We start from the raw sequence: 23,121 nt of genomic DNA on the forward strand, positions 1-23,121 counted from the left end.
ATATTTATGGCGTAAATTTTTCAACACCTTATTAAGGAAGGTAAAATCATGGCAAGAAAGAAGATTGCACTCGTTGGTGCTGGTCAGATTGGTGGTACTATGGCTCTCGTCCTCGCTCAGAAGCAGCTGGGTGACGTGGTCCTCATCGATATTCCGATGACTGAAGGTATGCCGAAGGGTAAGGCTCTCGACATTATGGAAGGCCGCTCCGTTATGGGCACTTCCTGCAACCTCTCCGGTTCTACCAACTATGACGATATCGCTGGTGCAGACGTCGTTATCGTTACCGCTGGCGTTCCCCGTAAGCCGGGCATGAGCCGTGATGACCTCCTGGGCATCAACTGCGGCGTTATCAAGGACGTGGGCCTCAAGATCAAGGAACTCGCTCCCAACGCATTCGTTATCGTTATCACCAACCCGCTGGACGCAATGGTCTACAACATGCAGAAGGTGACCGGCTTCGATTCCTCCAAGGTTATCGGTATGGCTGGTGTTCTGGACTCTTCTCGTCTCGCTTGCTTCGTTGCAATGGAACTGGGCGTTTCTGCTGAAGACGTTAAGGCAATCGTTATGGGCGGTCACGGTGACACCATGGTCAGCCTCTATGACTGCGTCTCCGTCGGTGGCATTCCTCTGCCGCAGCTCATGAGCAAGGAAAAGTTCGACGAACTTGCTGCTCGTACTGCTAACGCTGGTGGCGAAATCGTTTCTCTCCTCGTCCGCGGCTCTGCATTCTACAGCCCGGCAACTTCCGCTATCAAGATGGCTGAAGCTTACCTCCTGGACAAGAAGAGCGTTCTTACCTGCGCTGTCAAGCTGGACGGCGAATATGCTGGTAAGGGCAAGGGCCTCTACTGCGGCGTTCCCTGCGTGATCGGCGCAAACGGTGTCGAAAAGATCTTCGAAGTGAAGATGAACGACGCTGAAATGGCTGCCTTCGAAAAGTCTATCGAAGCTTGCAAGAAGAACGCTGAATGGGTTGACGCTAATACTTAATTATTAGCCCCTTCGTGTAAAAAGGACCTGCCTTAAAGGGCAGGTCTTTTTTTAGTTTGTAGAATTTGTTCTTTTTTACATTGTCTGCAATTGTATTATTTTTGTTGTATTTTTGTAATACCTTATATAAAGTGTCTTAATAAAGTGTTTTACTTTGAATTGAAAAAAATGTATAAATTGTGTTGATTTTGTTCGTGTATTATATTATTTTTCGCGCAGAAATTCGGATGATAAAAACACTGAATTTGGTTTCTTTATAAGAGAGGGTTAATGCATAATGAGTACAATTTGCGTTAGGTTGGACGAGAAAACAAAAAAGGAATTTCAGGAATTCTGCGATTCTGTTGGAATTTCGGTAACGTCAGCGATTACAATCTTCATTAAGTCTTCTATTCGTGAGAATCGTTTGCCTTTTGAAGTAAGGGGAGGTGAATCACGATTGATTAATGGGTAGTCACCTAAAACTTTTGGGGGGGGTATGGGATAAATGTTTGCTTGAATTTTTGAAACTACCTGATGGTAGTTTTTTTTGTATAAAAAAATGAATGTAAGTTAAAAATAACAAAAAATATTTTTATTACACTTTGTTGTACAGCGTATTGATGATTGTTGTATGTGTACTATATGGTGTATATGTATTATGCAATTTGGATGATTTTTGTGCGGATTGACGTTATTTTATTGCGATTATAAATTTGTATCAAAAAAATATAAATAGTTTGTTCTAATGATTAATGCAACGCTTCAATTTCTTGCAACTCGACTAAATAATCGGCTGCGAACAAAGCAATCACTACAAGAAAATTTGGTTGTTGTCTCAAGGCTGTTTGAAAATGATGGCCGAGAGTCTGAGCAATCTATAAATAAATTGAATTTATTTCTTGTGAATGTCTCTAGTGAAAGTAATGCTCGAAAAAATGCGACAACTACGTTTGACGGGTATAGGAATGTCGTTCCTTCAAAACAGGTATTTTTGAATCTTGATGTAATGATTGCTGCGAATTTCAAGAATTCTAATTATAGTGAATCTTTGCGGTATCTTTCCAAAACAATTTCATTTTTGCAAGATCATACCGTGTTTGATCGAACTAATTCCCCTGATATGCCTATAGGTCTAGAAAAAATGTTCCTGGATATGGAAAATATGGGCATACAAGAACTAAATAGCCTCTGGAGTATTTTAGGAGGTAAATACGTTCCTTCTGTATTGTACAAAGTTCGTGCAGTTGCTCTTGGAGAAGGGTACTCTTACTACAGCCCCTATGTTATCCAATTTCCTGAAGATGCTTCGATTGGGATTGTTTGATGCCGTATCGGTTTCTTACAGATATTAGCGTGTCGCATGAATATTACGGAGGACGTTGTTCCAGTTTTTCCTTTGTACCGACGGAAGTTACTGCCGATGAAATGGCTCATCGTAATATCGTTTTGCGTCGGAATTTGGGAAACTTGCAGATTTTAGCACCGAATGAATCTCTTGATAATCTTGAATCTATGCGGTTTGGCGTGTTTTTGACGGATTCAAACCTATATGGTGTAACAAACCTTAAGACTAGTTCTGACAATATATCTATGGTGGTGGTTAAAGACAATACTGTGTTTTTTTCTGAAATTCCCCTTGATGAGTGTGAAAAGGAATTGAGATTAAGAAGACCTCTGTTTATTCTAAACTATCAAATTTCAAAAAATCATGAAACCACAGAGATCCTGGAAATCCCTTTAGAGACAAGGAATTGCCGTTGGTGTTATTACATTCAGGGCGACATCGATTTGGATGATTTGAAAATTTATGGGTTAAGAGGAAATGATGAATCTGATTTTGATGTGTATCGCAAGGATGAAAAGTCTGTTGCGTTTATCTCTCAACATAAATACCCCATTGTTTATGGTGATGCGCCAAGATTTCAGTTAAAGACAAAGAAAACGTCTCGATTGTTGTTGAAGGCCATGCCTAATATGGATTACAGATCTTTATCGCGAATAGAGTTAAACGATAATGGCTATGAAATAATAGCAGAATCTTTCATTAATCTCTAACAAAAAAGGAGCTCAAGCTAAAAATGGCCACTGCTTACAAAACACCGGGCGTCTATCTAGTAGAAAAGAACGCCTTTCCTAGTTCCGTAGTAGAAGTCGCAACTGCGATTCCTGCGTTCATTGGCTATACTGCCAAGGCTGAATATAAAGGTCAGTCTGTTTTCAATAAACCGCAGCGTGTTACTTCTTTTGCTGAATTTCGTTCCATTTATGGTGAAGGCGCTTTGATGCGCTTTACCTTGAAGGATGATGGTGCGGTTGAATCTCCTAAGGTTCGTTTCCGTCTTTTTGATGCTATTCGCATGTTCTTCCAGAACGGTGGTGCAACCTGCTACATCATGTCTGTAGGTGCCTATGGCGAAGAAATTTCTGAAAAGGCTTTGACCGAAGCGATTATCCCTTTCGAAAAGGAACAGGAGCCCACTCTCGTTGTGATTCCTGAAGCAGTTTCTCTGGAATCTGCGGATGCTTGTGCAAACGTGCAAAATGCAATGCTTGCTCATTGTGGTAAGATGAAGAACCGCTTTGCAATTTTGGATGTGTTTGATGGCTTTAAGGATACTGATGAATGCATTTCTCAGTTCCGCGAAAAGGTGACCTCATTCCTGAATTATGGTGCTGCATATTATCCGTGGGTAAATGCAAGTGTTGTTCAGTCTAATGAAGTAACTTTTGCCAATGTCGAAAATCTCGATGCTCTGGTGGCGCAGCTCAATGCCGCAGTTCCTGCGGAACCCGCTGCAAAGGCTGAAGCTGTAAAGGCTGAAATTGCAAAGATTTCTACGGTAGATTTGACCGATGAAGAAGCAGTTCTTGCTCTCCATCGTACCCTTTCTGTGGTTTGCATGAATTATTCCACCATTATGGATATTGTTCGTGAGCAGTTGAATTTGATTCCTCCTTCTGGTGCTATTGCTGGTCTTTATACCATGGTCGATAACAATGTTGGTGTCTGGAAGGCTCCTGCAAATATTGGAATTAATGGCGTGATTTCTCCTGCAGTTAACCTGACCGATGAACAGCAGGAAGATTTGAACGTTCCTGTAAATGGTAAGGCTGTCAATGCAATCCGTAGCTTTATTGGCGATGGCAATAAGGTGTGGGGCGCCCGTACTCTCGATGGCAATAGTCTGGATTGGCGCTATGTGAACGTTCGCCGAACTATGATTATGCTCGAAGAATCCATTAAGCAGGCATCTAAGGCTTTCGTTTTCGAAGCCAACAATGCAAATACTTGGGTGACCATGAAGAGCATGATTCAGAACTTCCTCTTCAACATTTGGCGTCGTGGCGGTTTGGCTGGAGCTAGTGCGACCGATGCATTTGAAGTCTATGTTGGTCTTGGCGAAACTATGACTGCCGAAGATATTCTTGAAGGAATTCTGCGTATCACCGTTAAGGTGGCTTTGCTCCGCCCGGCAGAATTTATTGAACTCACTTTCCAGCAACAACAGCAGAAGTCCTAATAGGAGGTAATTAAATATGGCAGAAGATGGTTCTACCCAAAGTACAAACATTTGGCCCTTGCCGAAATTCCACTTTTCTGTAAAGTGGGGCGATCAGGAAATGTCCTTCCAGGAAGTGACTGGTTTGGATGCTCAGTCCGAAGAAATCAAGTATCGTACAGGCGACAGCGCTGTGTTCTCTGTAATCAAGATGCCTGGTCTCATCAAGTACAGCAATGTGACTATGAAGAAGGGTATCTTCAAGGGTGATAACAAGTTCTGGGATTGGTTTAATCAGATCAAACAGAATACCATTAAACGTATTGATATTGTGATCAGCTTGCTAGATGAAACCAACGCACCTACTATGGTTTGGACCTTGAAGAATGCTTGGCCCACCAAGATTTCTGGTTATGAACTGAAGGCCGAAGGCAATGAAGTTGCTGTTGAAAGCATCGAAATTGTTCACGAAGGCCTTACCATTTCTAACGGCTAATCCTGTAGGTTTTTATGGAAAACGTTGAATGGTCGCTTCCGGTTGTATTTCATTTCCTAGTGAAGATTGGAGGTGCGGAGGAATCCTTTCAAGTTGTTGAAGGACTTTCCACTTCTATCGAATGTGAAGAAATTCGTTCTGGAGGCGACAATTCACGTTCCTTTTTCTTGCCCAAGCATTGTAAGCATGATGACCTTGTTTTAAAGAAAGGTTTTGTTCACAAGGATTCCATTATATATGAATGGTGCAAGAATACTTTTGCTTCAATGAATGGTGAAATAAGCATCGAAACAAGGAATGTGCTGGTTTCGTTGTTGAATGAAAAAAAACAGCCTTTGAGGACTTGGCATTTTATAAGGGCTTATCCATATAAGTGGTCGTTGGGATCACTGGATGCTATGAAGAATGAAATTGCCATAGAATCAATCTCTTTAAAGTACGAAAGCATGTCGTCTGTGTAGCTATGTCTCTAGAAATTAAAAATCTGTGTATTAATGTATCTGTAGCCCCTAAGAGCGAAAATAAGGCGAAAAATGAGGAGTCCCTTCGCTCTGAATTGTTGAACGAATGTCGACGCATGGTTCAAGATGCTATTTCTGAAAGTAGGGATCGCTAATGAAATTAACTAAGCTCACTTTGACGGCTTGCAATCCCGATAAGTCTCCCGTTTCTGGCGTGAATCCATTTTCGGTAATGGTAAATCCCGAAACTATAAACACGACGCAGAATCTGAATTATACCAAAACTTGGTACTATAATGGATTGGTTCGTTTTGGTGGCTATGATAGTGAATTATTTGCTGTCCCTAAAATATTTTTAGATGCTACAGGTGCCATTCCTAAATGTGATTGGCCTATTAATTGCAACGATATTCCCGAAATGATTGCCGCCTTGAAAAAGGTTGTTTCGGATTATATAAGTGCTGAACATGAGCCCCCTATTGTAAAGATTCAGTGGGGGCAATTTCTGCAGTATGCTCGGCTTAGTTCCATGAATATTGAATATAAAATGTTCAATCGTTCTGGAAAGCCTGTGCGAGCTGAAGTTTCCTTAAAGTTCAATCAATATGTAACTATAAGAGAACTTTTGGCTAGGCAGAACAAACAATCTCCGGATTTGACTCATTTGGTAGAGGTCAAAGTGGGGGATACTCTTCCTTTGATGTGTGCTAGAGTCTATAAGGATTCTTCCCTTTATTTGCAGGTGGCCAAGGCCAACAACCTGACCAATTTTAGAAGTCTGAAACCTGGATCTCAGTTGTATTTTCCGCCCCTTGTTGATTAAGTATTATGCCTAATTCTCCATTTTCCAAAGCCGATGGTGTTGTAGAGTGTGCTGTCTTTTCGAAGGGTAAATCTCTGCAGTCTGCACTCGTTGTTATTTCGGCAGATATCATTTATCGTATAAATGGCATTGCGAAAGCAGTTGTTGTTGTGGATGATGGTTATATGCGAGAGGGTAAATTCCCCCTGTGTGAAGGAGATGACCTTAAGCCCGGTAACGAAATTACCATAAAGGCTGGCTATGGCACGAAGATGAATGAGGTTTTTACAGGGATAATTGTAAAGCTTGGAATTTTTGCATCTCATGATGGTCGTAGTTACACGAAAATCGAATGTCGTCATAAGGCTATTGCCATGACCTGTTCCCGCAAAAACGCCAACTATCTGAATAAGAGTGATGATGCCATTGTTGGGGATATTTTCAAGACGTATGGTATAAACGCTTCAACGACTATTGGTGGCGTAAATCATAAGGAATTGCTTCAGTACTATTGTACAGATTGGGATTTTGTTATGGCTAGGGCTGAGGCCAATGGCTGCTGGCTTATTGATGATAATGATGGCGTTAGCATCAAGAAAATTGCAACCAATGGAGGACCTTCGCTTTCCCTTACCTGGGGGACCGATATTATTGAGTTTGATGCCTATGCCGATGCTACTCACCAAGTAAAAAAGACAGAAGCCCGTGCTTGGGACGTTTCTAAACAGGATGTGATTACGGGAAAGGCTTCTTTGCAGAGCCTTTCTTGTGTGGGGAATCTGGATAACAGTACTATGGCCAAGGTCCTTGATGCGCCCACGCGTTTACTTCAGATTAATTCCCTGGTCGAAAAGTCTGAATTGGATACTTGGGCCGAGGCGGAACAACTTAAAAACGAACTTTCAAGAATTTGTGGTTCTGTAACTTGCATTGGTACTCTTGAGGTAAAATTGGGGGGCTTGGTCAAACTGAATTATTTGGGAGATCGATTTAACGGTAATGCCCTTGTGTCGGGTATTCAGCATCATATGGAGCCGGGACGGTGGTGTACTAAAATTTTCTTTGGAATGGAAAAGGTTTGGCATGTGGAAAAGTTTGATGTTGAAGCTCCTACATGCTCTGGATATAATTGTGGCGTGAGTGGGTTGTTGACCGGTGTCGTTATTCAGATTAATGACGATCCTGACAAGATGAATCGCGTCAAGGTTAAAATTCCCTTGATGCAGAATCAGGAAGAAGGCGTTTGGGCAAGATTAGGCGGCCCTTATGCATCAAATGGCGTTGGATGCCTTGTTTTTCCGGAAGTGGGAGATGAAGTGATTCTTGGATTCTTTAATGCGGATCCTTCCAGTGCTGTGATTCTTGGTAGCCTTTATAGCGCCAATCGAGTTCCCCCGCAAGCCTTGAAACAGCCTAATAACATAAAGATGCTTCTCACTCGCGAAAAAATGAGTGTTGAATTTAACGAAGAGAAGAAATCTATTACTATAAAAACGCCCGGAAACCGAATGTTCGTTCTTGATGATGATCAAAAGAAAATCTCTCTTGACGATTCTACAAATACCGTTGAACTTTCGGATAGTGGTGTAAAGGTTAAAACTTCTAAAGACGTGACATTTGATGTAACAGGAAAGTTTAATGTGGATGCCAAGGGCGGCATAAATCTTAACTCCAAAGGTGATTTGAAAGGTGAGGGGATGAATGTGAACTTAACCGCCCAAGTTGGCGTCGCCGTAAAGGGTAATGCATCTGCTGAAATATCCGCTTCGGGACAGACGACCGTTAAGGGTGCAATGGTTATGATTAATTAAGGAATGTGTATGCCTCCCGCAGCTCGAATTACAGATTTACATACTTGCCCCATGCAAACTCCTGGCGTTCCGCCGGTTCCTCATGTTGGAGGACCAGTTGTAGGCCCCGGTGCTCCTACTGTATTAATTGGAGGTATGCCCGCGGCTGTTATGGGGGATTCCTGTGTTTGCGTTGGACCTCCCGATACCATTATCAAGGGGTCAGCAACGGTTATGATTGGTAAGAAACCTGCTGCCCGTATGGGTGATACAACTGCTCATGGAGGCGCCATATCTGTGGGATGCCCTACGGTTATTATTGGAGGCTGAGTTGGGTATTGCTGAATTTTTAGGACGTGGATTTAAGTACCCTCTTTCATTTTCAAAGGATGGGGTTCAAATGTCTGTAGCTGAAGAGGATATTGAAGAGAGTTTGCGTATTCTCCTGTTTACTTATCCTGGAGAACGTTTGATGCATCCTGATTTTGGATGCCGTATTCGAGATTTCTGCTATAGAAATTTTGATGAAGAATTTATTGCTCAACTTAAAGATGAAATACTGCGGGCCATTCTGCTGAACGAATCTCGAATTGATGTAGATGAAATTTTGATTACGAAAGTTGATGATGATGACGTTGTGAATGTGGAAATTCAATACACTGTACGAATGACTAATTCACGAAGCAATTTAGTTTTTCCCTTCTATATTAACGAAGGAACGGATGTGACCCTGTAGTTTATGGAAAAAATTAGGTTTAACATTCGCGATGGACTTAGCCAGGAAACTCGCCTTTTCAAGGAATTGAAACAGGGCTTTTATTCCGTTGACGTTTCTTCGTTACGGGATCTATTGGCTGTATTAAAGGCTGTTTGCATAGAGCGTGGTATTGCTGAAATACTAGAATCGGTAGATGTTGATGACCTTGTGAGAAAGGTTGAGGGTGTTGCCGATGGCAATATGGAACCTGCAACAGCTCTTTATGCTACATGCGCATCTTTACTATTGCGTGTCAAGAATCGCTTGAATACTTTACCGGATAAGCGAGTTGATTTTTATTACGAAAAAATTCTTGGCGAAAAAAAAATGGCCACCCAAGGTGACTCTGCCCATGTTGTTTTTCCGCAACCGGCTGTGGGAACTTGCTGTGATCTTCCGGCGGGGACAAAATTTTTGGCTGGTTTTGATGATGCGGGAATGGATATCGTATTTGAGTCGGTTAAGGACGCAAATATTAATGATGCTTCTGTTGCGCGACTACTTTCAATTGCTATCCATGACGATTCCCCGGCAACTATAACCGAAATTCCTATTTATGATCCAAAATTGGTTGCCGATGGGGATGATATTACCCCCTATCCGCTGTTTGGATTGACAAGATCCAGAAATCGTTCTGTAAATGCGCAAAATGCTCGTCTTGGAATTGCATTTGCGTCTCCGATTCTTCGCTTGAAAGAGGGGTGTCGTAAAGTTAAGTTGACCTTCTTCTTTGATCCAGATTCTGTTGAAGGTTCGTTGTTGGAGTATGGTAGTGATCCTGACCTCTTTCTTAAGACATTCTCGACTGCATTCAAGATTTACTTGACCACTGAAGAAGGATGGTATGGCGTTGAAGGCTATCAGTTGGAATCCTGTATTCTTGATCCTCGCTTCGAAAGTGATTGCTTTAGCCTGTCTTTTGTCTTGTCGGAATCGGTTCCCTCGATTGTTCCATATAATTCCGTTATTCATCAGGATTTATTTGATACGGAACATCCTGTTGTAAAAATCGAAATTAATCCTCAAAATTCCTATAATCCCTGGAAACAACTGCGTCTACTGAAGTTACAGAAAATCCAGGCAGATGTGAATGTGTGTGGATTGCGTTCATTTGATGTAATGAACGATTTAGGCCCTCTATCGCTTTCTAGTCCGTTACAACCCTTTGGTCCTTTGCCCTGTGTTGGGAATACATTTGCTTTTGCTAGTGATGAGTTGTTTGGTAAACGTTTGACCGATATAGATTTGTATGGAACTTGGCGTGGTCTTCCGAATTCACGGGATTTCTCTTCTTGGTATAGCCTTTATCCAAATGTTCCTAATACGGCTGATTTTAAGGTTTCTCTTTGCAGTACTAATAATGGTGTACAGTACCCTTCTGCGAATATGAAACCTATTTTAGCAAATCTTTTTGATTCGCAAAAAAATGGAGTGTCTTCGGATTTTCATATATCATTTAGAGAGGTTTTGGCATCAAGCAGTGCCAGGGCTCAATATAGAATGCGCTTGTATTCTCCCGAGGCGGCCTTTATGCATCAGGAGTATACTCGTGCTCTTTGTGATTCCCTGATGGCTAAGGCTTTAAAGAAGGTTTCTGGAATGCCGTTGCCGAATCAGCCGTATACTCCTGAATTAGAAAATCTGCGATTGAATTATCGAGCAAAATGTGAACTTGGCGTCCGTCACTCTAATAAAGATGGGGAATCAAGTACGATTTTCTTCTTACATCCTCTAGGCTTTAGCCCCAAAAAAGGTTTGAATGATCTGGGTGGCGCATTTCTGATAGGAATATCCTGTAATAAGATTCCTCAGCGACTAAATCTTTTTTTTCATTTGAAACGGGATTCTGATTACGTGGTTTCCGATGATATCGGTGATTTTTCCTGGTCCGTCTTGTGCAATGATAATTGGGTGAATTTGCCTGCGGAAAACGTACTTTACAATTCAACTTCTGGTTTTACTACGTCAGGAATTGTTGCGTTAAAGCTTCCAAAGGAAATGAGTCAGGGGGGCAAGTTAATGTATGGTAATCTAGCTTGGATTCGTTTGCGACCCTTAGGAAATTGGAAACAATGCAGCCGAATTTATTCCGTTTACACCAATGCGGTTGAAGTTAAGCGTTGCATGGATGGAAATTCTTACGGAAAATTGGAAAGAATTAAGCCGAAAACCATTACTGAACTTGCGCAAAGCCGAGCAGGCCTTTCTGAAGTTTTCCAGATAACGGAATCTTTTGGTGGTCGGGTGGCCGAAGATAAGGAACGGATGCGCACTCGTGTGGCGGAATTTCTTTATCATCGCGGGCGCGCTCTTTCACCTAAGGATTATGAGCGCATTATTTTGGAACATTTCCCGGAAGTGCACATGGTCAAATGTTTTGCGGGTTTGAATCCTGAAAATCAGGGCGTTTTGACTCCTGGCTATGTGACCATTGTTCCCGTATCCCGATTGGTTGAGACAAAGGGTAATTCCTGGGATCCTTGTCTTGGAGGTAAAATTCTTTACGATATTAAGAATTTCTTGAAAGAAAAAATCCCGGCATCGGCAAAAATTCGTGTGTTGAATCCGTATTTTGAGAGGATGCAAGTTCGCTGTGTTGTGGATTTCCGAGATGGTTTCGGTGAAGGCGAATGTCTGTTGGATTTAAACAATCAGATTAACCGTTTTATTTCGCCTTGGTATCCGATAGGACAACAGAAATTCTTTGGTTGGTCCTTAAATGAAAATGACCTGAAAACGTTCATTGAAAATTTGGAATATGTAAAGTTTATCAAGGAACTGTCCATTTTGAGGATTGCGTCCGAAGATGACTGTAATTTTTATGTGGACCATTCTGAGCAACTTGAATCGGGAATTCTTCGCGGCCTTTGTCCCTGGAGTGTATCTACTCCGATGGCAAAGCACTTCTTAAACATTGTTCCCGAAATTAATGAATCTAAACCCATCAGTGTTGGCTTTGGGGACTTGGAAATTGGCTCCACTTTCATTATTCGAAGGAGAGGTAATGCAATTAAGTAGAAATGCTCTTAAATCACTTTTTCGCGCTGGACAGATGCCGTGTGAAGAAGACTTTAATGATTTGATCGATTCTTCTGTAAATATCGAAGAAGATGGCTTTGAAAAGACTCCTGAAAATGGACTTAAAATTTCTCAGTTGACTGATTCTGGAAAACTGATGAGTTTTTATGAAAATGTCACCGAAGGTACTCCTCTTTGGCAAGTGGAGCTTCGTAAGAATGGTGCTGAAGAGGATGCTTCTAGCTTGCATGTTTCCACACCTTCTCAAGAGTCGTCAAATAGTGTGGTTTCATTAGTTGGCTCATCTTCGGTTACCGCAGTCGGTATTGGCACAAGAACTCCTGAATGTACCTTGGACGTGAATGGTGTCATAAGTAGTGAAGGTCGAATTGGTAAAGAAAATGATAAACTTAAAGTTGAGGCTGATGGTAGGTGGCACGATATTACGGAAGAACTGAATGGATGCGAAGCCTTTGAGATTATCGCGGGCGTTGGTGGTCAAGAAAATGAAGGTCGTTTTGCTTTGACACATGCTATTGCTATGAACGTATTTCATGGAAAGCCGGCTATTAATAAAACCCAATCTTATTATGGAGGTAGAGGGTCCCGCATTGACATTCGTTGGGCAAGAGGGGAGGAGCGTTATACCTTTAAATTACAACTCCGCACCCATTGTGCCTATAAAAATGGATCCTTGATTCGCTATAGATTGACAAAATTGTGGTTTGATAACATGATGGTGCAGTCTCTTGGCTAAGACAATTTCGAAAATAAGTGGAGCGCAAGATCTTGATTACGAGGCTATGCGCCTTGATTCCCTAGCTTTAATTCAAAAGCTGAGTGGGAATATATGGACAGATTTCAATGCCCATGATCCTGGTATTACCCTTTTGGAAAACATCATCTTTGCTATATCGGAATTGGGTTATAAAACAGATTTTGATATTGAAGATTATTTGACATCCAAAGATGGAAATATTGATCTGCGTCGTGAAGCTTTGTATACTGCAGAACAGGTAAAGGAATGTTTTCCTGTTTCGGCGGAAGATTACTCCAGTTTTTTTTCCAAGTATTTGAAGGGCGCGATTCGGACAGAATTCTTGAATTGTACAGATGGCTGTTACGAAGTGATGATTGTAGCAAAGGATAATAGCCAACTTAAAAAGGAAAATGCAGAAATCGCCCTGCTGAAATCTTTTAATGAATTGTGGAATGATTGGCGACTTCTTGGCGAAAATATCTCATCAGTGAAGTTTCTCTGGCTTGACGAAGACTCGGATATAGAAAAGGTTGTTGTAGAGACTGCTAAACATCAGGTTGTTTCTGTTGAAGGTATACGGAGAGATTTCTTGAATTTTGCTCCCATTGTTGATCAGTTCCCTATGATATATCGTAAGGGGGAAGATGCTTTAACCTTACAGAAGTTTCTTGAACCAGTTGAGTTTTTGATTAAGAAATTCCTTTCGAAAATAGATGATTTTGCAGATCTTTTTTCTGTAGACGTTTTAAAGACAAGTAAAAAGAAGTACTGCAAAATTTTGGACCAGATGCTCGCTATGTATGGCATGGAGTATCCTGATGAATTGTTCATGAAAATCCATGAACACGAAGGAGAGACGGCATTTGTTAATCTGTTACGAGCTAAAGTGAAATACATTAGATCTTTGCCAGCTTTACACATGCATCGTTGCGGAAAGTATTTTGGAACGCGTCTTGAAATAATGCTTGGCGTTAAAAATCATATTGTGGATGGAATTTACCTAAATAAAAATTTTGGAAAAATTTTTGTTGTATGGGGAAATTCTGATACCTATAGCGAAGAAACCCGCAACAGTATGGAAGATTTTGTGCGAGAAGAATTGCCCGCTCATCTTATTCCTGTTTTTATTTGGCTTTCTGAATCGTTACCCGAAAAAATTTCTGCTTCTTGGTTTTATGAAAAATGAACGTCATTGACAATTTGACATTGAATATTGTCGCTGCAGACTCGCAAACCTGCCAGAATTTGGAAGGTTCTCTCTATTCTTTTGCCCGGAATACATTGATTGATATATTGGATCAAATTTTAAATGAACTGGATTTTGACGGTGAATTAGAAATAGATGACCTTACGATTGATGTGGGAGAGGTTGATTCTGAAAATGCCTTGCAACATTTTTCCGGGAAATTGCCGGTGACTCTAAAGGAGAGCCTATCCAAGGTTGTTTTTAAGAAACATAGCCAGCTTACGTTAAATATGCTTTCTGAAACTTACAGACGCTTGCTTCCCATAAATCAAGTGATGAATATTGAGAAAGAGTTTGAATATTATGCCGAAGAATGGCTTGTAAAAAATCCGAATTCAAAGTTTGACCCATTGGCAGTCTCGGAATACATTATCAAAATTATGATGCAGAGAAATCCTGGTTTGGATTTTCGTCAAATCGCATGTTCAGTATATCAGAATATTAAAAGGATGGAACGTCCTGCTCCCCAAAAGATTTCTCCTAAGGAAACTAGGAATGTAGTTCATGATGCCGGCTTGGTTTTATTGGCTCCTTACATTCCTGTGCTATTGGGTCGTTTGGGTTGTGTATCTGGGAATACGTTTACTTCTGAAGACGCCCGCTTGAAAGGTTTGTCTCTTTTAAAGTATGCTGTTTATGGAAGTTATGAAGTCCCCAAGACGCCAGCCTCACTGATGAACATTATCTGTGGTTATGATCGCTCTTTTGATCCCGAAAAATTACCGATTCTTTCTGATGATGACAAGTCTGTTGTCAATAGCTTGCTTGATGCAGTTGTCAAGAATTGGGGAGCTTTAGGTTCTACTTCTGCAGATGGGTTACGTACCAGTTTTTTGATTCGTTCCGGTAGCATTGAAGACGTTGAAGATGGCTTGTTGCTTAAGGTGTCATCTAGTGCTTATGATATGCTGCTAGATAAACTCCCCTGGGGTTATTCCATGGTTAAAACATCTTGGATGAAATCTAAGATTAGCGTGGCGTGGAGGTAGAATGAGTGCCGTTCTAGATAAGGAAATTTGTTGGTGTCGCCAGATTATTGATGCTCGCTTTGAACAGTATTTTTCTGCTGCTGCTGATGAACGTAAAATGATTCAGGTGCAGGCTATATTGCCTCCAGAACTGGATGATGATTCTCCTTATGCTCAGCTGGTGTTGCAGAATGAACTGAATTTTGAAGAAAGGTTCATTCTTGTGCTTTCATTACTTCCGCATTTTTGCCCCCAGGCTTTAGACTCATTTTTCTTGAACAATAAAGTATTGGGGCGTCCCTATACTGAATTTGGTGGCTGGCATAGCAAGAGCCATTCAGGTTTTTTGCCCACTTGTGAAACGGCTTTGTTTCTTTTGGCTGGAGATAATCTGGAACGAAGAATCCAATTGATGCGTTTTTTCGAAACTGATCATAAATTGACAGCGAACCGTATACTTCAATTGGAATATGGTGAACCGGGAGAACCCAAGAATTCGGCTGCATTGCGTATATCTTCGGAATATTTGGAATTTTTAACGACGGGGGTGCAAAATAAACCTGATTACAGTATCCATTTCCCCGCGAAACTGATTACATCCCGTTTACAATGGGAAGACCTTGTTCTTGGAGACGTAACCCGTTATGAAATAGACCAACTGATTACCTGGATTAACCATTCCGATGAAATTTTGGATGGTTTTGGCTTGCGTAAAAATCTTAAGCGTGGTTATCGAGTTTTGTTCTATGGTCCTCCGGGAACTGGAAAAACCTTGACGGCGACATTGATTGGTAAAAGGGTCGGGATGGATGTTTATCGAGTTGATCTCTCCCAGGTCGTTTCCAAGTATATTGGTGAAACAGAAAAGAACCTTTCTAACATTTTTGATCAAGCAGAAAGCCGTAAATGGATTTTATTCTTTGATGAAGCTGACTCCTTATTTGGAACTCGAACTCAGGCTAGCAATTCCAATGACCGTGCTGCTAACCAGGAAATTTCATACCTGCTGCAACGTGTAGAGGATTTTCCGGGTATTGTAATTTTGGCTAGCAACTTGAAATCAAATATAGATGAGGCGTTTTCTCGAAGATTCCAAAGTTCCGTGTTTTTCCCCATGCCGGAACCTGCTGAACGTCTAATCTTATGGAATAATATTTTTGAAAAGACTCAAGTTGAAAATAGGGAAGAAATCTTTAAGGAATTTGCTGAAAAATATGAACTGGCCGGCGGTGCCCTGACCAATGTAGCCCGCTATGCCGCTCTTTCGGCTCTAATGGATAATCGAAAAATCATAAATAAGTGTGACATTCAAGAAGGCCTTTCTAAGGAATTACAGAAAGAAGGAAAAGCTTTATGAGAAATTGGTTTATATATGTTTTGCTATTTGTGGGCACTGTAATAGCCTCTACAAACGAAATGGAATATTTCGTCGTTCCCGATTCTCTGGTAATGGAATACGATAAGCTTCCTAATGCCAACGATACCTTAGAGGCCTTTGATTCCTTGGATCGTCAGCAGGGAATCTACTACATGGACCGATTTGAACTGGATAAAGCTTTGCGAACTTCCTTGGCGAAGTTCCCTCGGTTTCATCCAATTCTCAATAATTTTGCCTTGGGAAACAAGAGTCTCAAACATCGTAAAACCGTTGGCCTTACCCCTGATGATTCCATAGTGGATTTTGTGTGGCTTGATGGAAAGAATATCAATACCATAAAGAATTTCATTCGTAAGCATGTTGCAACAGATTCTTACTCCAAAGCGGTTTCTCGTTTTTTGCATGACTTGCAGGGAATTGTTTTTGCAGATTCCGTAATGATGCGGAGGTATGCCTTGAGCCTCTTGGCAGCTTCTTTAGGGGTATGCTATGAAGGGAATGGCCCTTACGATAAAATTTCAAGTGTGTCTTGGGAGGAGAATGAAGTCGAGGATTTATTTAGATTAAAATACAAGAGCAAATTTAGGGAATCTATTCAATCGATGTGCTTTGGTTCCGTTGAACCGAGCATGGACGTTTTTAAGAAGTTCCGTGAAAATATGAATAAGGATACTGTAGGAATCTATAAAGATTGCTTTAGGTATCGCACATTAAAACGTCGTTTTATTTCTAATCGTTGTTCCGATGACCGCTGGAATTTTTCGTTTGACTTGGTTGATTCGCTGTATGTTAGTCTTCTTCAGAAAACCGTAGAGGCCAATTATCAGAAAATCAATTCCTTTAATGATGAAATCCCGGTAGTTTGGAAAACAGATGGATGTGGCTGCAGTCAGTACAAGGATTTAAATGGAAATGTATATGCGGTTTATCCTTATTGGCTTGCAAAGGAAGGGGGAGATACGCTCGATTTTTCGGGGATTACTCGCATTGCCTACTATGGAATATCGGCTTCCGATAAAGGCGTTTTGCAGATGCCTTCTGGCACGAAATCTCTAAGTTTCTTTAATAAGGATGGCTATAGTGATTTTGTAAATGAGGCTCACAAGCATAATGTAAAGGTGGACTGGATTATTAAAAAGAGCCAGTGGGGAGAACTTTCACATGATGCGGACAAAATGCAGGATTTCTTTAGAAACTTGGTCAAACAGGTGGATTCCTTGGTAAATACCAGAGTCAATTCCCTGTTCCAGCAGTTTGTGAGTTGTCTTGCTATTGATGGTCGTGATGGCGGTTTTCGCGGAGATGGAGTTTCCCTTTGGTTCCAGAATTATCCCACGGATTCTGTAAATACAAGAATTTTCAAGGATTACTTTGACTCCCTGCAGAACAAATTGAATCGCGAAAATCCCTATGCCATGGTCAACTTGATGATGAATCTGCTTGATTTGGGTGAAGAGAAGAATGTGTCTGTAGACTCCAACTATGTGCCCCCTCAAAAGGGAATCTATAGCTATGAGTTTTTTGGAAAACTGATGAAATCTAATTTCAATGGAACTCAAAAAAATTATTTGATTGTACTCAGCGATGAACCAGTGTCTCGCAGTAAACTGGTGATTTACCGTGACCTGAATCAGCAACTGAAAAATGATATGCGGCGAGAAGTGCTTCACGCTGTAGTTCCAATGTTATGGCTAGATTATCAGCAGTGGGAACAATTGACTGACGATGCTTCGTTCTATAATGATGCCTATTATTCCCTGGGAATCGCTCCCTTTGGACTTTTGAATGATTCTGCCCATATGGAAAGCCGATTGAGCGACATTTTGCTAGAAAATTTTGAAAAAGAGGATGGTGCTCACAAACGTCAGAGTGGTTTTGCTGCATTTTTCTGTACACATCGCTGGGCTTTCCGCTTACTGAATTCAATCGTGTATGGCCTAGTTTTCTTGCTGTTGATTAGTTACTTTGCCATCTGTAGGGTTAATGACTATTTTAGCCGACGTTTAGCCTTGTTGGTGGCTCTAGTGGCGATTCCGCCCCTTTTTACCTCGCTGATTCTCACCAATTTCGATCCTGTCATTATGGATTATGTAGGTAAAGTGGGGCAGTGGGGGAGTTTTGTAATCATCATTCTTACGGTAATCGCTATAGCCTTGTTGCAGGTGTACCGTTCTGCTGATTTTCCTAGGAGGAAAAAATGAATCTAGCCTGCATTTTTGCATCAGTAGTTGCGCAGGACTTTATTGATGAGCATACTAAGGATTTTGCCATGAGCCAGTTGCATGAAATGACAAAAACGTCTCAAGGACTTGTAGACTTGAAAGAAGCATGTAATATATTTGCAGGAACAGGAAATGTGAAGGCTTTAGATTATTTAAAAGACTTGATAAAGAATTCTGCGGTGTAGATTTTTGGGAAAATGAATTGTTAAAACGATGTTTTCTCAAAAGACCGTAAAAAATGTTGAAAAAAAATAACTAGGATAAAAAATGAAATCAAAATTTTATGACTTCGTATCAATTAAATGGAATCGGTTTAATTACTTTATAAATTTTTTGATTACTTTATGTGGTGCCGTTACGGCTGTATTTTCGTGCTATGCCGCCATTAATTCGAATGAAATATCAAAAAGGTCTTTTGCAAATGAAGAACGTAGTGCTCAACCTATAATAACATCGTTCATAAAGAATGATACCTTGAATGTCAAGATCGAAAAAGAATACCGAGGTCTAAACTTTGTAGAAGTAAAACCTATGCTGACTTTTTTTGAGGGATTTGTGCATGACCAGTCCTTGACTTCAATGAAATCAGCAACTTTTTTGTTTCAAGGATCAAAAAAGTATGCAACATGCCTTTCTGATGATGAAAATGGTTTTATAAAGTGTCATGAATCCGAATTGAATAAATTCTTTAAAAAAGTAAATGACAAAATTCAGGGTATGGGACTGGATTCTGGTAAAATGTCGTTCAGAAATCTTCGAGTTGCTTATCTGCTTAATGTTTCTTACATTGATATTTTTAACAATAAGCAAAGGCAATTGTTTATCGTAAATAGTCGTGGACGCCAAAGAAGTATTTCAGACTCCCTTTACAAGGAACGATTTCTCAATACGGATCGCTTGACAATGGCTGATACTACAGAAGAGACGATTCAGAAATTTTTAAAGAAACTTGAACAGACAGAAAATATAATGATGCCTCATAAAGAATAGTAGGAGAGAAGTATACAATGCTCATATTCTATAAAAAATGAAACTGCATAGAGTGCTGCTAACAACGGAACTACTGCGATACGCGATAAATAAACGAAAAAGAGCTCCTTATGCAAAACACATACGCACAAAAGAACGATACTGTACAAATTGCTTCGGCGAACACCGCTGAATCCGTACGGGATAATTCTGCGCAAGCGCAAAGCCTGCAACGAAAAGCCGACCTCGCCGACGGCGCCATCCAGCGAATGGGCGAAGAAGAGGAAGAACCCGTGCAGGGCAAGTCCATCCAGCGCGAAGCCGCCCCCGAAGAACTGGAACAGTGAATAGTGAATAGTGAATAGTGAACGTCACTCACCTTTTTACGTCATCCCGGACCTGATCCGGGACCCCAGGTGAATCATAACAGGAGAAAAACCACAATGCAAACCACATACGCACAAAAGAACGAAACAGCGCAGCGTGCCGCCGACAACACCGCGGCTGCTGTGCTGGACAATTCCCCGCAAAGTGAAAGCCTCCAGCGCAAGGCCGATTTGACGAATGGCGTAGTACAGCGTGAATTTGATGGCCCATTGACATCGAATGCTGACGTAGAGCAACAGGATTCAGACGTTTTTGACGAGCAGAAGGCGCGTTTCACGGAGGCTGTTTCGCTTTCGTACGATGTGGTGTACAAAAATGGAGACCATCGTCGGATTTTCCTCAGGATAGGGACTGATGTCCCTGATTGGGGCGATTACAGTAAAATGGCCCAACTCTGGGTGAACCAGTTGATGGAAATGTCGATTCTCGTGCCGGATGGATTGGAAGTTTACGTATCGAATGTGTTTACTTACCAGCAGTCCTTTAATTTTGGCTCAGGGAAGATAAGTATCAAGCCGCAGTCCATTGCGAACTTGTTGCATGCAGGGCCTACGCTCGGATTGAACCAGTACAACCTTGTGGCAAACCAGCTTTCTAACGGAGACCCCGTGAAATTCGGGGCAACGACAATGATGCACGAACTCGGACACATCTTGCACGAAAAATCGTCACCGACTTTTTTCCGCCAAAAAACGACGGCCGCCGCGACGGACAAAAAGTCGTTTGAAACGGCACCGCTCGTGAGCGACTATGCAGGCACGAAGACCCAGGCGGAATTTGTGGCGGAAACATTTGCAGGTCTTGCAAACGGACTCCTTTACGATGAAAATGTGGTAACGCTTTATTGGGAACTTTGCGGCCCGTGCTGTGGCGAAATTTACGAAGCGAGACCCGGAAAATACGGCTTTAGAAAGTAGTACCAGAAATTAAAAAAAAGAGGAATAACAATGCAAACCTCATACGCACAAAAGAACGAAACCATACAAAAAGCCTCGGCGAACACTGCCGATTCTGTCGTTGATTCTTCGTCGCAATCTGCGACTTTGCAGCGTCATGCCTCCCTCGCGAATGCCGCAGTGCAGCGCGCGGAAAATCCGCCTCGCCCGAACAACACGGGCCTCCCTGACGACTTGAAGAACGGCGTGGAAAGCCTCTCCGGCTATTCGCTTGACAATGTGCGTGTGCATTACAACAGCCCAAAACCCGCGACCGTGCAGGCGCTCGCCTACACCCAGGGCACCGACATCCATGTGGCCCCCGGCCAGGAACACACCCTCCCGCACGAAGCCTGGCACGTGACCCAGCAAATGGCCGGCCGCGTAACACCCACCACAAACATCGGCGGCATGCCCGTGAACGACAACGCCGCGCTGGAACATGAAGCCGATGTCATGGGGGAGAAGGCGGTAACGCAGAGGATGGTGGGGGCAAAACAAGTATTGCCAGTAAGCAATACTTGTTTTATTCTTCAAAGAAAGCTTATTTATCAAGGAAAAGCTCTTGACAGTAGTGGACTCAAAGATTTGGAGAAAAAAAGAGTGAGCCATCCAAATTCGTCTATTGATTGCTATTCTGATCAAAATGGAATTGTCTATAAACCTGTTGAAGTAGATGGAGGGTATGAAAATGGAATATTTATTGGTAATGTACCTTATTATGTTGGCTCGTTTAATAATATTGTGGATGCTGTTGTTCGAATATCAAAACAAATAAATCTTAAATATAATTATTCTGCTGAAAAACTTGCGAAAATGGCTTTGTATTATATTTATGAAGGCGAATTAGAATTCAATGATAGAAAATTAGATTCAAAATTCGATGAAGAATTTATAACTTTGCTGAAAGGTCGGATTGACGCTGCTATAAATCCAACTGATTCTTTTGCCGACTTTGATGAAATGTATAGAGATAAAAAGGATAATCCGCTGATAAATTGTTCGGGTAAAAATGGGTATTATTATGTATACAGAACAATGACGTATGAGGAACTTCAAAATAAAGCTTTGTTGAAAAGGACTGGAAGAGCGGGCGATTTTGCGCAAGCTTGTACATATTCTGGCTTTTTAGTAAAATTCAAGGTGAATTCTAATGGTGAAACTTGTAATGCAAAAAGACCGAATAAGAACCCGGATACTGCTCCAATAAAATCGGAGAAACGTGGTGAGAATTTGCTGCCAAAAACTGCGAAGCAATTTTCTTTTTATGCCAAGTTGTTGTGGGACGATGTTGAAAGTGGCAAAGCGGAAATTGTTGAGATTATGAATTTGGGGAAAAGACCTGTGTAGTGTAAAGCGAAAATTTTTTTTTGAAACGTTAACCCAACCCGTGATACCGAGAACGACTTGTAAACCCAATCAGTGAAAATGTCAACTCGCTCAGTGAAAACACCCCAAAAACTGCCTCCCTTTTTCATCAAATGTCAGAAAAATGCGTCATCCCACATTTTTGCCTGCCGAAAAAAGCAAAAAACCGCACTTTTTGTGCAGATTCCCGGCTCAATCCTGATTTCGTGATTCAAGGCCTACGGCAACGTGCGCGCCAATTCGCTCTCCCAGATGCTGAAGGATAACCCGGAGCTCAAAGCCGTGCGCTATTCCATGCTCCCGTACAAGGAACAAGGCCAGATGACGAACGTGGGAAGCTGAATTGATAACGGGAAAACCGCAGAATTCCGTTTATTTGAGAGATTGAACATGGCCAAGGAAATGGAATTTTTCAGTTTTAGACACACGATTCTCCATGGCGACTATCCTCAGGCGTTACGGCACGAATATTCCGCTCGCATATCAGAAAGACTCATTTTCCTTTCATCAAGCCAAAAAATTTCTTTCTGTTTTTCGATTTCTTTTTTCAAAACCTCCGGAGTTGGCATGTACGCCATGTACTTCGCTTGAAAAAGTTTTTGACTTCTTCTGGGAGGCCAGCATACGATAATAATATTGCGTAGAAATATTCCTATCCAAAGTTCGTGAACTCCAAGCCTGGGAAAACGCTTCTTGAGCATACCATTCTCGAGCAGATTCATCCTCAACACGCAGCAACGTTCTGTAGTGAGTCCAAGAAAGCAAACCCATCTGAGATTTTCCACTCACTGCGTGGAAAATCTTTGGAAAAAGCGTATAAAATTGAACAAAGCAATAAAGATTTGCCTTGCATTTCTTCCAGAGCAATCCTTCGACCAAGAAACCAATTACGTTGAAGCAAAGCAAGATTCACCTTAGCACTTGCAAATACCCTAGTATATTGGACAATTTGTGTTACATCTGCAAGAATGTCATCAGAGAGCACAGATAAACTGAGTTGTGTAGCTTTTTTGCTTGCCATAGAGCCGCCTTTTTTCAAAAAATCAATTTTGAAATGATTATTCCGGCGTACTTTGAGCCACCAGT

24 protein-coding genes and 1 pseudogene are annotated in these 23,121 nt (G+C 41.5%); 23 read left to right on the forward strand and 2 right to left on the reverse strand.

The annotated features are described in order from the left end of the window. Positions 1-48 precede the first annotated feature (48 nt). From mdh to MMG03_RS16020, 23 genes and pseudogenes are all read left to right on the forward strand, one after another. The gene (gene mdh / locus MMG03_RS02225) at positions 49-996 is read left to right on the forward strand and encodes a malate dehydrogenase (protein WP_073159321.1); all 948 of its coding nucleotides are present in this window, start codon (positions 49-51) and stop codon (positions 994-996) included. Positions 997-1,273: 277 nt separating this feature from the next. Further along, on the forward strand, positions 1,274-1,450 hold the full coding sequence (locus MMG03_RS16015) for a type II toxin-antitoxin system RelB/DinJ family antitoxin (protein WP_073159319.1): 177 nt from the start codon (positions 1,274-1,276) through the stop codon (positions 1,448-1,450). A 273-nt stretch (positions 1,451-1,723) separates the two neighbouring features. After that, the gene (locus MMG03_RS02230; RefSeq protein WP_249505536.1) at positions 1,724-2,302 is read left to right on the forward strand and encodes a DUF4255 domain-containing protein; all 579 of its coding nucleotides are present in this window, start codon (positions 1,724-1,726) and stop codon (positions 2,300-2,302) included. Continuing rightward, entirely contained in the window at positions 2,302-3,033 is a 732-nt protein-coding gene (locus tag MMG03_RS02235; RefSeq protein ID WP_249505537.1) for a hypothetical protein, read from the forward strand. The genes MMG03_RS02230 and MMG03_RS02235 overlap by 1 nt, the downstream gene beginning before the upstream one ends. A 23-nt stretch (positions 3,034-3,056) precedes the next feature. After that, positions 3,057-4,499 (forward strand): phage tail sheath C-terminal domain-containing protein, encoded by a 1,443-nt coding sequence (locus tag MMG03_RS02240; protein WP_249505538.1) that lies wholly within the window; start codon positions 3,057-3,059, stop codon positions 4,497-4,499. Positions 4,500-4,515: 16 nt separating this feature from the next. Then, entirely contained in the window at positions 4,516-4,974 is a 459-nt protein-coding gene (locus MMG03_RS02245; protein WP_112132756.1) for a phage tail protein, read from the forward strand. A gap of 14 nt (positions 4,975-4,988) precedes the next feature. Continuing rightward, complete coding sequence (locus MMG03_RS02250) at positions 4,989-5,435, forward strand: phage tail protein (protein WP_073284202.1); 447 nt, start codon at positions 4,989-4,991, stop codon at positions 5,433-5,435. Positions 5,436-5,437: 2 nt separating this feature from the next. Beyond that, positions 5,438-5,590, forward strand: coding sequence for a DUF5908 family protein (locus MMG03_RS16270; protein WP_369077388.1), 153 nt, complete (start codon positions 5,438-5,440; stop codon positions 5,588-5,590). Beyond that, positions 5,590-6,258 carry a hypothetical protein gene (locus MMG03_RS02255; protein ID WP_073284203.1) on the forward strand — a complete coding sequence of 223 codons (669 nt, stop codon included), beginning with the start codon at positions 5,590-5,592 and terminating at the stop codon, positions 6,256-6,258. Before MMG03_RS16270 ends, MMG03_RS02255 begins: the two co-directional genes overlap by 1 nt. A 5-nt stretch (positions 6,259-6,263) precedes the next feature. Beyond that, positions 6,264-8,048: a type VI secretion system tip protein VgrG gene (gene vgrG, locus MMG03_RS02260; protein ID WP_073284206.1), complete on the forward strand. Its 1,785-nt coding sequence runs from the start codon at positions 6,264-6,266 to the stop codon at positions 8,046-8,048. Between the two features lie 9 nt (positions 8,049-8,057). After that, positions 8,058-8,357: a PAAR domain-containing protein gene (locus MMG03_RS02265; RefSeq protein WP_073284208.1), complete on the forward strand. Its 300-nt coding sequence runs from the start codon at positions 8,058-8,060 to the stop codon at positions 8,355-8,357. Position 8,358: 1 nt separating this feature from the next. Continuing rightward, on the forward strand, positions 8,359-8,763 hold the full coding sequence (locus tag MMG03_RS02270) for a GPW/gp25 family protein (protein WP_199505714.1): 405 nt from the start codon (positions 8,359-8,361) through the stop codon (positions 8,761-8,763). A gap of 3 nt (positions 8,764-8,766) precedes the next feature. Further along, positions 8,767-11,802 carry a hypothetical protein gene (locus MMG03_RS02275; protein ID WP_249505540.1) on the forward strand — a complete coding sequence of 1,012 codons (3,036 nt, stop codon included), beginning with the start codon at positions 8,767-8,769 and terminating at the stop codon, positions 11,800-11,802. Further along, positions 11,789-12,559 (forward strand): hypothetical protein, encoded by a 771-nt coding sequence (locus MMG03_RS02280; RefSeq protein WP_073284216.1) that lies wholly within the window; start codon positions 11,789-11,791, stop codon positions 12,557-12,559. The genes MMG03_RS02275 and MMG03_RS02280 overlap by 14 nt, the downstream gene beginning before the upstream one ends. After that, positions 12,552-13,748, forward strand: coding sequence for a hypothetical protein (locus MMG03_RS02285; RefSeq protein ID WP_073284219.1), 1,197 nt, complete (start codon positions 12,552-12,554; stop codon positions 13,746-13,748). Before MMG03_RS02280 ends, MMG03_RS02285 begins: the two co-directional genes overlap by 8 nt. After that, positions 13,745-14,797, forward strand: a complete 1,053-nt coding sequence (locus MMG03_RS02290; RefSeq protein ID WP_249505541.1) for a contractile injection system tape measure protein — start codon at positions 13,745-13,747, stop codon at positions 14,795-14,797. The genes MMG03_RS02285 and MMG03_RS02290 overlap by 4 nt, the downstream gene beginning before the upstream one ends. Before the next feature lies 1 nt (position 14,798). Beyond that, a complete protein-coding gene (locus MMG03_RS02295) occupies positions 14,799-16,133 on the forward strand; it encodes an ATP-binding protein (RefSeq protein ID WP_249505542.1) in 1,335 nt (444 codons plus the stop codon). Continuing rightward, on the forward strand, positions 16,130-18,355 hold the full coding sequence (locus MMG03_RS02300) for a hypothetical protein (RefSeq protein WP_249505543.1): 2,226 nt from the start codon (positions 16,130-16,132) through the stop codon (positions 18,353-18,355). The genes MMG03_RS02295 and MMG03_RS02300 overlap by 4 nt, the downstream gene beginning before the upstream one ends. Further along, complete coding sequence (locus MMG03_RS02305) at positions 18,352-18,561, forward strand: hypothetical protein (RefSeq protein WP_073284230.1); 210 nt, start codon at positions 18,352-18,354, stop codon at positions 18,559-18,561. Before MMG03_RS02300 ends, MMG03_RS02305 begins: the two co-directional genes overlap by 4 nt. Positions 18,562-18,643: 82 nt before the next feature. Beyond that, a complete protein-coding gene (locus MMG03_RS02310; RefSeq protein WP_073284233.1) occupies positions 18,644-19,366 on the forward strand; it encodes a hypothetical protein in 723 nt (240 codons plus the stop codon). A 110-nt stretch (positions 19,367-19,476) separates the two neighbouring features. After that, a complete protein-coding gene (locus MMG03_RS02315) occupies positions 19,477-19,692 on the forward strand; it encodes a hypothetical protein (protein ID WP_249505544.1) in 216 nt (71 codons plus the stop codon). Between the two features lie 96 nt (positions 19,693-19,788). Beyond that, a complete protein-coding gene (locus MMG03_RS02320) occupies positions 19,789-20,649 on the forward strand; it encodes a hypothetical protein (RefSeq protein WP_249505545.1) in 861 nt (286 codons plus the stop codon). Between the two features lie 30 nt (positions 20,650-20,679). After that, positions 20,680-21,138 (forward strand): annotated as a pseudogene (locus MMG03_RS16020) (DUF4157 domain-containing protein); the annotation flags it as partial. A 1,404-nt stretch (positions 21,139-22,542) separates the two neighbouring features. On the opposite strand, the gene MMG03_RS02330 reads toward MMG03_RS16020, so the two are convergent. Together MMG03_RS02330 and MMG03_RS02335 are read right to left on the reverse strand one after the other, a co-directional pair. Further along, positions 22,543-22,824 carry a DUF1016 N-terminal domain-containing protein gene (locus tag MMG03_RS02330; RefSeq protein ID WP_346348698.1) on the reverse strand — a complete coding sequence of 94 codons (282 nt, stop codon included), beginning with the start codon at positions 22,822-22,824 and terminating at the stop codon, positions 22,543-22,545. After that, positions 22,760-23,056 (reverse strand): hypothetical protein, encoded by a 297-nt coding sequence (locus MMG03_RS02335; RefSeq protein ID WP_249505548.1) that lies wholly within the window; start codon positions 23,054-23,056, stop codon positions 22,760-22,762. Before MMG03_RS02335 ends, MMG03_RS02330 begins: the two co-directional genes overlap by 65 nt. Positions 23,057-23,121: the final 65 nt, after the last annotated feature.

The sequence above is a fragment of the Fibrobacter sp. HC4 genome, assembly GCF_023373925.1.
Taxonomy (GTDB): domain Bacteria; phylum Fibrobacterota; class Fibrobacteria; order Fibrobacterales; family Fibrobacteraceae; genus Fibrobacter.

Excerpts from the sequence above, each read along its gene's own strand:
- mdh (WP_073159321.1), top strand. The coding sequence starts at position 49 with ATGGCAAGAAAGAAGATTGCACTCGTTGGTGCTGGTCAGATTGGTGGT.
- MMG03_RS16015 (WP_073159319.1), top strand. The coding sequence starts at position 1,274 with ATGAGTACAATTTGCGTTAGGTTGGACGAGAAAACAAAAAAGGAATTT.
- MMG03_RS02230 (WP_249505536.1), top strand. The coding sequence starts at position 1,724 with ATGATTAATGCAACGCTTCAATTTCTTGCAACTCGACTAAATAATCGG.
- MMG03_RS02235 (WP_249505537.1), top strand. The coding sequence starts at position 2,302 with ATGCCGTATCGGTTTCTTACAGATATTAGCGTGTCGCATGAATATTAC.
- MMG03_RS02240 (WP_249505538.1), top strand. The coding sequence starts at position 3,057 with ATGGCCACTGCTTACAAAACACCGGGCGTCTATCTAGTAGAAAAGAAC.
- MMG03_RS02245 (WP_112132756.1), top strand. The coding sequence starts at position 4,516 with ATGGCAGAAGATGGTTCTACCCAAAGTACAAACATTTGGCCCTTGCCG.
- MMG03_RS02250 (WP_073284202.1), top strand. The coding sequence starts at position 4,989 with ATGGAAAACGTTGAATGGTCGCTTCCGGTTGTATTTCATTTCCTAGTG.
- MMG03_RS16270 (WP_369077388.1), top strand. The coding sequence starts at position 5,438 with ATGTCTCTAGAAATTAAAAATCTGTGTATTAATGTATCTGTAGCCCCT.
- MMG03_RS02255 (WP_073284203.1), top strand. The coding sequence starts at position 5,590 with ATGAAATTAACTAAGCTCACTTTGACGGCTTGCAATCCCGATAAGTCT.
- vgrG (WP_073284206.1), top strand. The coding sequence starts at position 6,264 with ATGCCTAATTCTCCATTTTCCAAAGCCGATGGTGTTGTAGAGTGTGCT.
- MMG03_RS02265 (WP_073284208.1), top strand. The coding sequence starts at position 8,058 with ATGCCTCCCGCAGCTCGAATTACAGATTTACATACTTGCCCCATGCAA.
- MMG03_RS02275 (WP_249505540.1), top strand. The coding sequence starts at position 8,767 with ATGGAAAAAATTAGGTTTAACATTCGCGATGGACTTAGCCAGGAAACT.
- MMG03_RS02280 (WP_073284216.1), top strand. The coding sequence starts at position 11,789 with ATGCAATTAAGTAGAAATGCTCTTAAATCACTTTTTCGCGCTGGACAG.
- MMG03_RS02290 (WP_249505541.1), top strand. The coding sequence starts at position 13,745 with ATGAACGTCATTGACAATTTGACATTGAATATTGTCGCTGCAGACTCG.
- MMG03_RS02295 (WP_249505542.1), top strand. The coding sequence starts at position 14,799 with ATGAGTGCCGTTCTAGATAAGGAAATTTGTTGGTGTCGCCAGATTATT.
- MMG03_RS02300 (WP_249505543.1), top strand. The coding sequence starts at position 16,130 with ATGAGAAATTGGTTTATATATGTTTTGCTATTTGTGGGCACTGTAATA.
- MMG03_RS02305 (WP_073284230.1), top strand. The coding sequence starts at position 18,352 with ATGAATCTAGCCTGCATTTTTGCATCAGTAGTTGCGCAGGACTTTATT.
- MMG03_RS02310 (WP_073284233.1), top strand. The coding sequence starts at position 18,644 with ATGAAATCAAAATTTTATGACTTCGTATCAATTAAATGGAATCGGTTT.
- MMG03_RS02315 (WP_249505544.1), top strand. The coding sequence starts at position 19,477 with ATGCAAAACACATACGCACAAAAGAACGATACTGTACAAATTGCTTCG.
- MMG03_RS02320 (WP_249505545.1), top strand. The coding sequence starts at position 19,789 with ATGCAAACCACATACGCACAAAAGAACGAAACAGCGCAGCGTGCCGCC.
- MMG03_RS02335 (WP_249505548.1), bottom strand. The coding sequence starts at position 23,056 with ATGGCAAGCAAAAAAGCTACACAACTCAGTTTATCTGTGCTCTCTGAT.